This window comes from Aquirufa sp. A-Brett2-W8, assembly GCF_054558755.1.
This window is the reverse complement of record NZ_JBPXKS010000003.1, coordinates 1-14568: the sequence shown is the minus strand read 5'-3', so window position 1 is coordinate 14568 and position 14568 is coordinate 1. Positions and strand designations below refer to the sequence as shown.

Below are 14568 nucleotides of genomic sequence, written 5' to 3'. Positions count from 1 at the left end.
TACACAAAAAAACCTATTTAATCTCCCAAATACGCAATTCCTTTATCCTGAGTTCTCCGCCTAAGGATACTAATCGAACAGATTCTTTTTTAGTCGGAAAACGCAAGGAGCTGATGGCTACCGTGCCATCTTGTGCCAATAATTCTAAAGTGGAACGATCTACCACGAGCTGCAAAACCTTATCTCCACCAGGTGTAAATGGCGCTGATTGAATCATATCAAAACCTGGAGCTGGAATTTGACCACTTAATCGGCGATCAATAAACCAATCTCGACTCTTTTCATCGAAACCAATTCGGGTCAATTCCGGGTTGTCTTTTGCCCCATCACCCAACTCAATTCCCCATTGTTTGGCATTCGTAGCATCGACTTTTAGCTCAATTACATAGGTCTTGTTTTGCAAAAACTTCATGCCAGATAAGTCCTTCGAACCCTTTAAAACTAGATTATGAGCTTCGTAATCAGGTTTTAATTTTGTCAAATCAGGCTTCAAAACTTGTTTTAGTCGCAAGCCCTGCGACGTGCGAACGAGGGATAAAGTTCTGGCCAAAGACATTTGGCCTTTATAAGGAAAAGTAGGTTGCTCCTTCGCATAGGACCAACTCAGCATCCATCCTAACCAATATGCCTCTTTATTTACCGTATTATAAAAAGGAATAGCTGCATAGAAGTCGCGGCCATAATCCACATAATTCACCTGCTCTTTAGGCGCGTCATTTGTAAAGGTTTTTCCATCGAAATCCCCTACGAAATATTGCATACCCACTGCCTTTTTATAGGGTCCTTGACTAGATACAGCAAATACCCATTTCGTATCCTTAGAACCTTCTACAGGCAATTCCATTAAGGATGGACATTCCCAAATCATATCCACATCGCCTTGATGGCCAAACTCACTCAAATAATTCCAATGCAAAAGATCTTTAGAACCATAAAATTGCACCGTAAATTCCCAAGGTTTCACCACTGACATCACATATTGATGAGATGGTTCATGCCAAATAATATTAGGGTCTCTAAAATCCTTCAATTGAATGGAAAGCACTGGATTTTGATCGTATTTAGTCCAGGTTACACCTTCATTATTTGAAAAAGCAAGGTGCTGCTCTTGTAAGGTATTGGGATAATCGGCCGTATATATCGCAATCAATAAGGGTTTATTCAGGTCCCCTAAACCAGAAACATGGTCTTTATCCAACACCACACATCCAGAAAAAATGTACTCTTTTCCATGCGGAATAGCCACAGGCAATTCCTCCCAATGCAATAAATCTTTACTTTTCGCATGACCCCAGCTCATATTTCCCCACTCATTCCCTTTCGGATTATGTTGGAAAAATAGGTGGTAATATCCATTGATATAGATTAATCCATTGGGATCATTTGTCCAGTTTATCTTCGGACTAAAATGAATGGCTGGGCGCCATTGTTCCGTAGGTTTTTGGGAAAAAGAATTAAACGCCAGAAGCGTTAAAATGAATAAAGTCGATTTTATTTTCATCAATTTGGAGATAGTAAGCATTTTTTAAATGAGGATTAAACCAATCCCCTAAATTGTAATAGGTGGCCCCAGAAGCTATAGGATAAGCAATCGGATGATGGCGGTGACCAAAGACAAAAGCTTCAATTGCGGGCTTTAATTGAGCCATTTCATTTACATAAGACACAATATAATCCGTCTCTGGATCAAATGCCTGCTCCCCTTTCGATAGCGTACCTTCTTTTCTAGTGGATGACCAAAAATTGGCTAAACTTATTCCCACATTCGGATGTAAGAATCCAAAAAGCCACTGAGCCAAAGGATTTGTAAAGACCTTCTTTAACATCTTATAACCGGTATCTCCCGGACCTAAACCATCTCCATGGCCGATGTGAAGCAAAAAGGTTTTAGCTGCCGTTTTAATGGATAAATCGGATGGGGAACGGTAAATCTTAGCGCCCACTTCTTTTTCTAAATAATCCCACATCCAAAGATCATGATTACCTACAAAAATATGAATGGAAATACCTTGATCTGCCAGCGCAGATAGCTTTCCTAAAAAGCGAACAAAACCACGCGGAACGGCCGTTTTGTATTCAAACCAAAAATCAAATAAATCCCCTAATAAGAATACATCTTGCGCATCCGACTGGACTAGATCTAACCAGTTAACTAAAGCTTTCTCTCGTTCCCTTGAAGATAATTCATCTGGAAATCCCAAATGAAAATCAGATGCGAAATACACTTTTTTCCAAGGACTAAGATCTATTTGAATCATATAAAAAATAGGGGTGCCCTGTGAGGCACCCCTGTTAATTAACTATCTGTAGCTTTAGGCTTTCTAGCTCTTGGCTTCGCAGCCACGTCTTTAGAGGCTACTGGCTTTTTAGCCGGCGCCTTTTTTACTGGGGTCTTTTTAGCCACTTCAGCCTTTTTAGGTGCATTCTTCTTCTCCTCAGCTAGATCGCGCTCATCTTTAGCATCTTTGCGCTTCTTCTCTGTTTCGCCTTTGATAAACTCTTGGTAAGAGGTTAGTTGCTCAAATGGACGCGGGCCTACTAGAGCCTCTAAATCACTTTGAAACAAGACCTCTTTTTTCAATAATTGCTCTGCTAAAATCGTCAATTTATCTTTCTTGGATTTCAACAATTTCTTCGTGCGCTCATAAGCTTCTTTGATGATTTTTCGAACTTCTTCATCAATTTCACGCGCCGTCGTTTCAGAATAAGGCTTATTAAACTGGTATTCTGAACCTTTAGAATCGTAATAAGATATATTACCTAATTTCTCATTCATACCATAAATGGTCACCATGGAGTAGGCTAATTTTGTAATACGTTCTAAATCGTTTTGAGCTCCTGTGGAGATCTTTCCAAACACAATTTCTTCTGCTGCACGACCACCTAAAGTCACACACATTTCATCCATTAATTGCTCCGTACGATACAAGAATTGCTCCTTAGGCAAGTATTGTGCATAACCTAAAGCAGCAACACCACGAGGTACAATCGACACCTTCACTAAAGGATTCGCATGCTCTAAGAACCAGCCTGCAATAGCGTGCCCTGCTTCATGGTAAGCTACAATTTTCTTCTCCTCGGGAGAAATCAATTTGTTTTTCTTCTCTAATCCACCTATCACACGATCCATCGCCTCTTGGAAGTCATTCATATCCACAGCTGTTTTAGAACGACGAGCTGCGATTAAAGCTGCTTCGTTACAAACATTTGCGATCTCTGCACCAGCAAAACCAGGAGTTTGAGCTGCAAGCTCCTTAGGGTCCGTATCAGCAGCTAATTTCAAGGGCTTTAAATGCACTTTGAAGATTGCCTCACGTCCAATAATATCGGGTTTGTCAATCGAAATTTGACGATCAAAACGGCCTGGACGAAGTAAAGCTGGATCTAATACATCTGGACGGTTTGTTGCCGCCATTATGATAATACCAGAATCGGTAGCAAAACCATCCATTTCCACTAAAAGGGAATTTAACGTGTTTTCACGCTCATCGTTTCCTCCTGGCATAGAACCACGACCACGGGAACGACCTACCGCATCAATTTCATCGATAAAGATGATACAAGGCGATTTTTCTTTTGCTTGCTTAAATAAATCCCGGACACGTGCTGCCCCAACACCCACAAACATTTCAACGAAATCCGAACCTGAAAGCGAGAAAAATGGAACACCCGCTTCTCCGGCAACCGCTTTAGCTAATAACGTTTTACCCGTACCAGGAGCACCTACTAATAGCGCACCTTTCGGGATTTTACCTCCTAAATCAGTGAATTTTTTAGGGAATTTTAAGAACTCGACAATTTCTTGAATCTCCTCTTTGGCCTCATCTAAACCAGCCACATCATCAAAAGTAATCTTCACTTTCGATTCTCCTTCGATTAATGTCGCACGAGAACGACCAATATTGAATATCTGACCGCCACCGCCAGCTCCACCACCCATGCGGAAGAACAAGAAGTAGAAACTTAATCCCATCAATATGAAGAAACCCCAAGTACCTAACCAGTCCAAAGGACCTGTTCTCGTCTCCGGAGAAGCCATGACTTGTTCATTGCGCGGGAACGTTTTCTGTCGATCTTCTAAGAATCTCTCAAAACTCTCTTTTGAATTTATTTCGAATTCAAAGTGAGGAACTTGTGCCGTAGGCACTAATTTCTGAGTCGTATTTTTCTTAAAATATTTCGGAATATAGGCTGTCTTCAGACTTACTTCGACTATTTTATCATTCACAATTATGACCTTCTCCACCTCTTTTTGAATCAACATCGACTCAAACTGCTTGATCGTGATAGGCTGCAATGTCGTTTCTTTCGAAAAGAAAAACATACTAATAACTGCGATCACTAAACCTACGACCATCCAGCTCTGGAATCCTCCTACTGGTTTCTTAGGCATTCTTGGTTGTAAGCCAGAGCGCTTCGCATTTTTGAAATTGTTACCTTGTTTGGCCATTTTATATTTTTATAGTTGGGCATTAAACACCTAGAAAGGTGCAAAGGTTCTAATAATCTAAAAATAAAATTAATCTGGGAAAACCGTGAATTTCGCATCCCCCCACAACTCTTCTAACTTAAAGAAAGCACGTTTATCCTTTAAGAATACGTGGACAATGACATCATAATAATCCATCAAAATCCACTCCCGGTTTGCTTTTCCTTCTACCGCACGAACGTGAATTTTACCTGATTCCCAGACCTCTTTATCGACCGAATCAGCGATCGCTTCAATTTGCGTATCTGAAGTACCCGAACAAATCACAAAAAAGTCCGTAAAAGCATTGTCTACCTTACGTAAATCCAACACCGTAATTTCCTGTGCTTTTTTATTCTGCATGCCTTTTACCACCCAGCTCACCATTTCTTCTGACGCATCGACTTTGTTAGCGACTTTCTTAAGAGTTTTACTCATAAATGTTTTTTCTGTATTAATTTGTATAACAAGAAACCAATAACGAATAAAAATCTAAATTTGTTCTTGTAACCCTAAAATTACAAATAATAATTGAACAATTACCAAGCCCCTACCCGCTTCGTTGGCAAAAAGAGTAAATATCTAGACATTTGTCCATCGACAAATTCTGTGGCCTTTCAAGAGGCTTTAAATGAAGATTTACCGGAGGGGTTTGCTTGGGTTGCAGGCCACCAAACTGCAGGCAGAGGTCAAAGAGGAAATACCTGGAATACGGAACCGAACCAAAACCTTACCCTGTCTTTTTTACTGCGACCTCCGCACCATTTATTAGACAAACAATTCTATCTGAGCAAAGCCATTGCAAACGGTATTTTGGCCGGATTAGAATCCTGGTCGCGAGCAACGCAAGGTGAAAGTTTCAACTTTGAAATAAAATGGCCTAATGACATCTACCTTGATGGCATTAAAATGGGAGGCATCTTAATTGAAAATAATTTTCAAGCGGGAAAGTGGAGTTTCTCCATCATTGGAATTGGATTAAATATCAACCAAATTCTATTTGAAAATATGAGAGGCACTTCCCTTCGATCCTATTTGGACCTAAAGCAAGCCATCTCACTGCCCGAAATCTATAATTATATCTCACAAGGTGTGGAAGAATCATACACCCTATTCACCGGGGAGCAATTCGAAAAAATCGACGAAATCTATCACGAAAGATTATTTAGGCGCTTGCAATGGGCTCCATATGAAGCGTCAAATGAAAAATTTACAGGAAAAATTTTAGGCGTTAATGAACAGGGATTATTAGAAATTGAAAAAGAATTCACGGTAGAATCCTATGATTTGAAGGAAATAAGTTTTATTTTTCCTTACTAATTTACCTTTAAACTCGATTCATGATAACGCATTACCAAAGCAATTTGGAGAATTTTCTACATTGGGAAAATCACACTCCTGAGACCCTCTATTTAAAACAACCGCATGGAGATCAATTCATTGACTACTCCTACTCTGCTGCTGCAATCGAGGTAAAAAAAATAGCCCACTACATTCAAGTTACGCTAAAAAAGGGTTCAAAGAATGTAGGTATTTTGTCTAAAAACTCGGCCCATTGGATTATGGCAGACTTAGCTATATCAGCAGCAGGAGCTATTTCGGTCCCTTTCTATGCAACTCTAACTAAGGACCAACTAAATCAGGTACTGGTCCATTCCGAGTGTCAAATTTTAATCGTTGGTAAATTAGATCATTGGGACAAAATCAAAGACGGAATTCCGGCGAACATCTTACTTATTCATACGCCCGAAAGTACAGAAAGATCTGGTACGCAGTGGTCAGATATTGTTGCAAGCACCTCTGAGATTTCGACGCGTCCTAGTCCCAATTCCACTGATATTGCCACCATCGTTTATACATCAGGAACTACTGGTATGCCGAAAGGCGTAATGATTACTTACGGTGGAATAGAAGCTGGAATTAATATGGCTCGAGAAATTGCCTTAGTAGACCTTCCTAACACACGATACATCTCTTATTTGCCTTTGTGCCATATCGCAGAACGAAATTTCGTTGAATTTTCAGCGACAGCTGCAGGTGGAACCATTTATTTTGTTGAAAACCTAGATACCTTTTCTACGAATTTAGCCAGCGCCAGACCTACTCATTTCTTAGCGGTTCCACGTATTTGGTCAAAGTTTCAAGAGGGTATTTTACTGAAAATAGGAGGCCAAAAGAAGCTCAACCTTCTATTGAGCATTCCAATTGTCAAAAACATCATTCAGAAAAAGATCCAAAAGGGACTTGGCCTTGATTGTGCTAAACTAGCTGTGACCGGTGCAGCACCAATTACAGAGGAGCTTCTATTATGGTTTCAAAGACTGGGCATCTTTATACAAGAAGCTTATGGGATGACAGAAAATATGGGCTTAACCACGCTTATGCCACGCGATCAAATCAAATTAGGAACAGTCGGCCGCATTCATCCCGATTGTGAAACTCGGATTGATTCTATTTCTAATGAAATCCAAATGCGCGCTCCCTACAATACGACAGGTTATTTTAAGGAGCCCAACCTAACTAAGGAATTGTTTACGGAGGATGGTTGGCTAAAAACAGGGGACCAAGGCAAATTGACTACAGATGGGTTTATTTCCATCATTGGACGCGTTAAAGATAATTTCAAAACAGCTAAAGGGCATTATGTTGCCCCGGCGCCAATTGAAAACAAGTTAAACACTCACGAATACATTGAACAAGTCTGCGTTGTAGGCGTAAATCTGCCTCAGCCGATTGTTCTAGTTGTACTGAGCGCATTGGGGAAATCGAAAGATCGCTCAGATATCCTTAGCACCTTGCAATCCCTTCGCGAAGAAGTCAATCCTGCATTAAAAAATTATGAACATTTAAAGAAAATGGTCGTAGTGCAGGAAGATTGGACCATTGAAAATGAATGCTTAACTCCTACCATGAAAATTAAACGCCCAAGCATAGAGAAAAAATACGAGGCTAACTTCGAGCCTTGGTATGCGAGCCAAGAGACGATTGTATGTGAATAAATCGCTCTAAATGACTAAATTGCGAGGTGAAGTCAATCCGCCTCCTTTTAATTCTAATTCTCTACTTGTTTCTCACGGAAACAGCGAAGGCGCAATACATCATAGTAGATAGTGTCATTTTTAAAGGAAACGAGAAAACGAGAGATAATATCCTTCTGAGAGAATTAGACTTCCTACCTGGAGACTCTATTTTTATTTCTGAATTAGATAAACGATTAGAATTCAATCGCCGCAAACTGACCAATACGAATTTATTTATTTGGGTGAAGGGAGATTATCACCAGAGTCAAACAGATCATATTAAAATTACCTTCGAATTCTTAGAACAATGGTATTTATTAGGCTACCCCATCTTTCAATTAGCAGACCGAAATCTAAATGATTGGTGGTCTAGAGGACGATCATTGGAGCGTACCATCTATGGAGCCCATTTCATCCATAACAACTTCAGGGGAAGAAACGAAAGGCTTAGTTTTAAAGCGGAGACGGGATTTACACAACGTTTAGAATTAGGTTATTCTAATCCTTATATTGATACAAAAAAAACACTGGGATTAGGAGCTGCGCTAAGCTATACTACCAATAAAAATCTTGCTGCTAGGACCATAAATGATACCTTACAGATTTTAAGTAGCAATAAAATTCTACGAGAACGCTGGAGTGGGGCTTTGAGCTTTCGCAAACGTCTCAAGTTTTACGATTTCCACTTTGCCGAAATACGCTACAGCCATTCGGTGGTAGCAGACACTATCAGTCAATTGAATCCAAATTACTTTTACAAAGGATCTAATGAGCAAAACTTCTTACAATTAACGTATGCCTACTCCTACGATTTTCGGGATTTCGCACCCTATCCATTGAGAGGCAAAAAGATCGATCTCGCTTACAATTTTTATGGGATATTAGCGCAAGATGCCTTGAACTATTGGGACGTTAAAGCCTCCATTGCGTATTTTTTTGATATGGGATCTAATTTTTTCATTACTACACAATGGAAAGCCAAGATTACGCAAGAAAACAAAAACATCCCCTATGCGAACTTGCAAGCACTCGGATATGGAAATGATAATGTGCGCGGCTATGAATTAAACGTCATTGATGGTACCAATTATTTACTTTCTAAAAACACGTTTAAATACCAATTATTTAATAAAATCATTCCGATTAAATTCATTCCTTACAAGCAATTCAACCAAATGCCGATTGCAGTTTATCCAACCGTATTTTTTGATTTTGCATACGTCTACCAACCTAATCCCGAATTATCCGCCACACGCTTTGCTAATCGGTGGATTTATGGCATGGGACTGGGTTTTGACATAGTGACCTATTATAATTTTGTTTGTAAACTAGGCGTTCCCATCGTAAATGGAGGAAAATCGGGCTTAGTAGTTAGTATTGGAAGGGAATTTTAGACAAAAAAAAAGCCGATCAAAGACCGGCTCATTTTAAAAATACCTAACCACTAATAATCTTATATATCTTATAGGCCTAAGACCTTTAAATTCTATTTTTGCTTCAAAAATAACATTTTTTATTGTCAATGGCGAAATTCAATTATTTTTGACAAATAAAAAAATCACCCTTAATGATAATTATATGTCGAACCCGTTAAGTAAACCAATTGTTTCGTTTTTGGCCTTATTTATTTTTTCTATTGCAATCGTTAGTTTAGCATCATGCAGCCAGGATAAGCAAAGTGAAAATACAGATAGCGCTCAAACGGAAGCCATCACGGCTGCTTGGGAAGATAGCGGTGATTGGGTGCAGAAACTATCTTTGAGCCCAAACAAAATAATCAGAAATACAACCTGGGGACAAGACTTTAATTCTATTCAAGATTCCCTAGACTTAGCTGAAGCACAACCAGATAAAGGCAAATCCTACACGCTTTATTTTGATGAATCTGATTTGAATTTCAGTGATATCACGTATGCTCCGAATGAGCAAAATAAATTAGTGGAGATCAATTTTGATATTTTTGTGGATGCTGCACAAGATGTTCAACCATTAATTGATCAGTGGAAAGGCTACTTGGATAGCAAGTTTGGCGCATCAGAAGTAAGTGGGCAACAAATTCTTTGGGCTAAAAATAAAAATACCCGAATCTTATTAGAGAACGTAAGTACGCCCAAAGATCCGGGTATAAAAATCAGCTTTAAAGCCGCTAATTAAATTTTATAAATCCAACCACGTGTGTCATCGATTTCGCCTAAACGAATTTGGCTGATCTCGTTGAATACTTTAGCCGAAAAATCTGACTCTTGGCGCGCTGGCAATTCATAATCCTTTCCATCAAAACCAATCGTTTGGATAGGTGCAATAACGGCAGCGGTTCCTGCTCCAAAGGCCTCAGTCACAGCACCTGAACTAATACCTTCCACTAGCTCCTTTACGGATAAAAGTCGCTCCTGCACTGCAACACCCCAATCTTTGGCAATTTGTATCACCGACTTTCGAGTAACACCATCTAAAATGGTATCACCTGTAGGCGCAGTTACTAGAACTCCATTAATGATAAACAGTAGATTCATTGTGCCTGCTTCCTCTACGTATTGGTGTGTCGCTGCATCTGTCCAAATAATCTGATCATAACCGGCTTTATTCGCCTGAACAGTTGGATAAAGAGAACCTCCGTAATTTCCTGCATTCTTCGCAAAACCTACTCCCCCTTTTGCGGCACGAATAAATTCTGTTTCCACCCGAACACGCAAGGGCTTTGTATAATACGAACCTACCGGGCAATTGAAAATAATAAACTTATAGGTCGTGGAAGGAGAAACTCCTACATATTCATCCGTCGCAAACATGAAGGGACGAATGTACAAAGAGCAACCCTCTTTTTCTGGAACCCAAGCATTATCTAATTCGATTAATTGCTTTAGACCTCCTAAGAAAATCTCTTCTGGAACTTCTGGCATGCACATACGAAGCGCTGACTTATTAAAGCGCTTCAAATTTTCTTCTGGACGGAAGATTAATACCTCTCCTTTTTTAGAACGATATGCTTTCATACCTTCAAAAATCGACTGGCCATAATGAATCGACATCATCGCTGGCTGATATGACAAGGGACCATAAGGTTGAATTTGGACAGATTTCCAAGCTCCGTCTGCATATTCAGCGACGAGCATGTGATCAGCAAAACTGCGGCCGAAAGCCAAATTGTCAAAATCCACCTCGCTTAAGCGAGATGTAGGCGTTTTTTGAATGGGGATTTGCATAAAGTTTTGTTTCTACTTGCCTGAATTCCAAGGTATCTCGGGGATACCAAGTGAATGGTGCAAATAACGGCACATCATAAATAAGTAATCTGATAATCTATTCATATAAGCGATCGCAGTCGCATAATCTTCTTTTTCTTCCACTTGAACCCAACGAATTAGGCAACGCTCTGCTCTGCGACAAACGGTCCGAGCTATTTGTGCGGCCGCAATGGTGGGATGTCCACCAGGCAAAATAAAGAAGCGCATCGGTGCTACTTTACTATCAATTTCGTCAATCATGTCCTCAATCGCCACAATATCTTCTAGGGAAATCAATTTCATATTCCCTAAATATTCCTTCGAATCACTTGCCACGTGGGCGCCTAAAACGAATAGACTTGACTGTATTGATTGCAAATTAGACGCTAACTCCTTGTCTAGCTGACAGATCAGAGCACCCAGGTGACAATTTAATTCATCGATATCTCCGATAGCATCCATTCGGACGTCAGATTTAGACAATCCTTTTCCATCCGCTAAGCGCGTAAATCCACCATCTCCATTCTTCGTATAGATTGCCATTATATTAGGTTTATCTACAAAAATAATAGAAATAAAGATTAGGTCGGTATGAATTTCAAAACTAATTTTACAGACATTTTAATCAACTATGTCGATAGACTATTTTGCATCTCGAGTTTGGCGAATTTTTTCCATGTTGGCGTTCGGAATCTCCTTACTATTTATTTACCGAGGCCTTCCTGATCCGACAGCGGTGCATTTTGGAGAAACAGGACGAGGGGATGGATTTTTGCCAAAAGAAGACGTCTTCTACCTAGTCGCGGGAATCAGTACTTTATTAAATGTTTTGGCCCTCTTATTGATTAAATCCATCGAAAAAATTCCAACAGAAAAATGGTCACAAATTTTAGCCGTTTTTGCTGAAAAAGGCAATGGAGCCATTAAAAGTACCTTTGTCAATTGGTTACACTTCTTTCCTGCCATCATTAATACTTATTTAATCTTAGTGATGAGAGCATTACTTATGCTAAATGACGAAAGAACTAACCAAACAGATTATAGCTACTTGCCAGCTTTAGGTATTGTATTCCTATTGCTTTGGCTGATTTATTTACCGATTCGATTATTCACAAGCCCTAAATTCGAAGAAGAACTATGAGTATTCAAATGCCGAATATTCCCATTCAGGCTTTTGATTATTCTTTACCTGAATCGAAAATCGCTCAATTTCCTTTAGCTAACCGACACGATTCTAAACTATTAGTCTATTCTGACGGGCTTATTAAGCACGAGGCATTTCGAAATTTAGCAGATCAATTGCCTGAAAATGCGCTATTAATTTTCAATAATACCAAAGTCATTCCTGCACGCATTCCTCTGTTGAAAGAAAATGGCGTTGCGATCGAACTTTTTTTATTGCATCCTACATCCGATTCAGCTCCTACCGAACAATTAATGGAGAGTAAAGGAGAAATTACTTGGGAATGTTTGGTGGGGAATAAAAAGCGTTGGAAGGACGGCGATGTGCTAAAAAACGGTGATCTACGCTTTTCTTGGTTAAATCGAGAGGAGAATCAGATTCAAATTAATTGGAATACAGACCAAAGTTTTGCCCAAATACTAGATGAAATCGGCAAAATACCCCTTCCTCCTTATATGGAGCGCGAGGCAGAACTCAATGATTCAGATCGTTACCAAACTTTATTTTCGGAAAAACTCGGAGCCGTAGCCGCTCCCACAGCCAGCTTACATTTCTCCGATGAGGTATTAACCGATGTAGACCGTCGCGGAATTCAGAAAACGTACCTTACCTTGCACGTAGGGGCCGGAACTTTCTTACCCGTAAAAGAAGATGACGTTGAAAACCATCCGATGCATCGGGAACAATTAGTCTTTACCCCTGCCTTAATTGAAACATTACTAGCACATAAAGGACCCTTTGTTCCTGTTGGAACCACTTCATTACGTGCTTTAGAAAGTTTATATTGGAGTGGAGTTTGGTTACATGAAAAAAGACCTTTAGAAAATGGAGTCCTTATTATTCCCAAAGAATTCGCTTACGAAAAGAGAGAAAAAAGCATTTCGATCAAAGATTCACTCGAAGCCGTTCTTACCTATATAAAGGTTCAAAAGCTGGAACATTGGCTAGCAGAAACGGAAATATTAATTATGCCGGGCTATACCCTACATTTCTGCGATGCCCTGGTGACCAATTTTCATCAACCTAAATCAACCCTTTTAGTATTGATTGCCGCACTAATTGGCGATGATTGGAAGAACGTTTATAAGGCTGCTTTGGACAACGAATACCGCTTCCTTAGCTACGGGGATTCCTCCATATTATATAAAAAGCAGGATATTTAGTATTTTTGCATAAAATAATACATTATGACAAATTTCATTGAAGAATTACGTTGGAGAGGGATGTTACACGATATGATTCCTGGTTTAGAGGATCAGTTAGCCAAAGAAATGACGGTGGCTTATATCGGTTTTGACCCTACTGCACCGAGTCTTCATATTGGAAATTTGGCAGCAATTATGCTTTTAAAGCATTTTCAACTGGCTGGTCATAAGCCCATTGCTTTAGTGGGTGGAGCTACCGGAATGATTGGCGACCCATCTGGAAAATCGGCTGAACGCGATTTTCTTTCGGAAGATACACTTCGCGCAAATCAAATAGGTATACAATCACAGCTAGAAAAGTTCTTGGAATTTCATGGCGGAGCTAATTCAGCCGAATTGGTAAATAATTACGATTGGTTTAAAGAATTCAGCTTCCTAGGTTTCCTACGTGAAGCAGGTAAACTCTTGACCGTTAATTATATGATGTCCAAAGATTCGGTAAAAAAACGCCTAGAAACCGGCATTTCCTTCACTGAATTCTCCTATCAATTATTACAAGGCTACGATTTTTACCACTTATATAAGACGAAGAATGTGAGTCTTCAAATGGGCGGATCTGATCAGTGGGGAAATATTACCACAGGTACAGAAATCATTCGCCGGAAGGAAGGACACGATGAAGATGCCACAGAACGTGCGGCCTTTGCATTAACCACTCCTTTAGTTACTAAGGCAGATGGATCCAAATTTGGTAAATCAGAATCGGGTAATGTTTGGTTAGATCCCACAAGAACCTCTCCTTTCGCCTTCTATCAATTTTGGTTAAATGCCGCCGATGCAGATGTACCGCGTTTAATCCGCGTATTTACCTTATTTACGAAGGATCAAATCGATGAAATGGAACGCGCTCATGCAGAGGCACCTCATCTTCGCTTACTTCAAAAAGCCGTAGCCGAAGAAGTAACCACCCGTGTTCATGGTGCAGACGTTTGTACATTAGTGATCGAAGCATCTGCCCTACTCTTCTCTAAAGATGCAATTGAACTATTAACTGAAGCCTCAGATGCACTTGTTGCGCAATTACCCGTCTATGAAGTGTCTGCTTCTTTATTATCAGAATGCCAAAACCTAACCGACCTTATCAGCGTCGGAACAGAAAATCTAATTTGTTCTTCTAAAGGCGAAGCTAGAAAAGCCATCCAAGGAAATGCCATCAGTGTCAATAAGGTCAAAATCACTGACCCTGCTAGCCCACTAAATTTCGATAAAATCAAGGGCAAATTCCTTTTAATAGGAAACGGAAAGCAGAAAAATTATATTTTATCCTTCAAATAGTATAGGATTTAGATTCCCTTCAAAATAATTACAAAATAATTAGAGCGCAGTTTGTAGATTATAAAATAATCCTACATCTTTGCACTCCCAATCGCTAGGAACAGAAGGTTTCTAGGGCAAGACTGAGAGTAAATCGAGTGATTAGATTCACACCAGAGCGGGTTGCTTTGGACGGTTTATTGGAGGTACAAGA

Annotated in this window: 13 protein-coding genes; 7 read left to right on the top strand and 6 right to left on the bottom strand. The window is 39.7% G+C overall.

Annotation, left to right across the window (positions count from 1 at the left end):
* Positions 1-13 precede the first annotated feature (13 nt).
* The 4 genes from ACST13_RS01905 to rsfS all read right to left on the bottom strand — a co-directional run bounded on the left by ACST13_RS01905 (position 14) and on the right by rsfS (position 4906).
* The gene (locus ACST13_RS01905; RefSeq protein WP_459521533.1) at positions 14-1501 is read right to left on the bottom strand and encodes a glycoside hydrolase family 32 protein; all 1488 of its coding nucleotides are present in this window, start codon (positions 1499-1501) and stop codon (positions 14-16) included.
* The gene (locus ACST13_RS01900) at positions 1455-2258 is read right to left on the bottom strand and encodes a UDP-2,3-diacylglucosamine diphosphatase (protein WP_459521532.1); all 804 of its coding nucleotides are present in this window, start codon (positions 2256-2258) and stop codon (positions 1455-1457) included. The genes ACST13_RS01905 and ACST13_RS01900 overlap by 47 nt, the downstream gene beginning before the upstream one ends.
* A gap of 38 nt (positions 2259-2296) precedes the next feature.
* Positions 2297-4450 (bottom strand): ATP-dependent zinc metalloprotease FtsH, encoded by a 2154-nt coding sequence (gene ftsH, locus ACST13_RS01895; RefSeq protein WP_459521531.1) that lies wholly within the window; start codon positions 4448-4450, stop codon positions 2297-2299.
* A gap of 69 nt (positions 4451-4519) precedes the next feature.
* Positions 4520-4906 carry a ribosome silencing factor gene (gene rsfS / locus ACST13_RS01890; RefSeq protein ID WP_459521530.1) on the bottom strand — a complete coding sequence of 129 codons (387 nt, stop codon included), beginning with the start codon at positions 4904-4906 and terminating at the stop codon, positions 4520-4522.
* 93 nt (positions 4907-4999) lie between these two features.
* Between rsfS and ACST13_RS01885 the strand changes: the two genes are divergently transcribed.
* The 4 genes from ACST13_RS01885 to ACST13_RS01870 all read left to right on the top strand — a co-directional run bounded on the left by ACST13_RS01885 (position 5000) and on the right by ACST13_RS01870 (position 9642).
* A complete protein-coding gene (locus ACST13_RS01885) occupies positions 5000-5788 on the top strand; it encodes a biotin--[acetyl-CoA-carboxylase] ligase (RefSeq protein WP_459521529.1) in 789 nt (262 codons plus the stop codon).
* Positions 5789-5808: 20 nt separating this feature from the next.
* Positions 5809-7467, top strand: a complete 1659-nt coding sequence (locus ACST13_RS01880) for an AMP-binding protein (RefSeq protein ID WP_459521528.1) — start codon at positions 5809-5811, stop codon at positions 7465-7467.
* A gap of 65 nt (positions 7468-7532) precedes the next feature.
* Positions 7533-8882: a BamA/TamA family outer membrane protein gene (locus ACST13_RS01875; protein WP_459521527.1), complete on the top strand. Its 1350-nt coding sequence runs from the start codon at positions 7533-7535 to the stop codon at positions 8880-8882.
* A gap of 184 nt (positions 8883-9066) precedes the next feature.
* Positions 9067-9642 carry a hypothetical protein gene (locus tag ACST13_RS01870; RefSeq protein WP_459521526.1) on the top strand — a complete coding sequence of 192 codons (576 nt, stop codon included), beginning with the start codon at positions 9067-9069 and terminating at the stop codon, positions 9640-9642.
* On the opposite strand, the gene ACST13_RS01865 is transcribed toward ACST13_RS01870, so the two are convergent.
* Positions 9639-10691, bottom strand: a complete 1053-nt coding sequence (locus ACST13_RS01865; RefSeq protein ID WP_459521525.1) for a branched-chain amino acid aminotransferase — start codon at positions 10689-10691, stop codon at positions 9639-9641. The genes ACST13_RS01870 and ACST13_RS01865 overlap by 4 nt on opposite strands.
* Before the next feature lie 12 nt (positions 10692-10703).
* Entirely contained in the window at positions 10704-11255 is a 552-nt protein-coding gene (locus tag ACST13_RS01860; protein ID WP_459521524.1) for a cob(I)yrinic acid a,c-diamide adenosyltransferase, read from the bottom strand.
* A gap of 88 nt (positions 11256-11343) precedes the next feature.
* On the opposite strand from ACST13_RS01860, the gene ACST13_RS01855 reads away from it, so the two are divergent.
* From ACST13_RS01855 to tyrS, 3 genes are read left to right on the top strand one after another with little or no spacing between them, the layout of a single operon-like run.
* Complete coding sequence (locus tag ACST13_RS01855) at positions 11344-11853, top strand: hypothetical protein (RefSeq protein ID WP_459521523.1); 510 nt, start codon at positions 11344-11346, stop codon at positions 11851-11853.
* Positions 11850-13058 (top strand): S-adenosylmethionine:tRNA ribosyltransferase-isomerase, encoded by a 1209-nt coding sequence (locus ACST13_RS01850; protein WP_459521522.1) that lies wholly within the window; start codon positions 11850-11852, stop codon positions 13056-13058. Before ACST13_RS01855 ends, ACST13_RS01850 begins: the two co-directional genes overlap by 4 nt.
* Before the next feature lie 24 nt (positions 13059-13082).
* Complete coding sequence (gene tyrS, locus ACST13_RS01845; protein ID WP_459521521.1) at positions 13083-14375, top strand: tyrosine--tRNA ligase; 1293 nt, start codon at positions 13083-13085, stop codon at positions 14373-14375.
* The last annotated feature ends 193 nt before the right edge of the window (positions 14376-14568 follow it).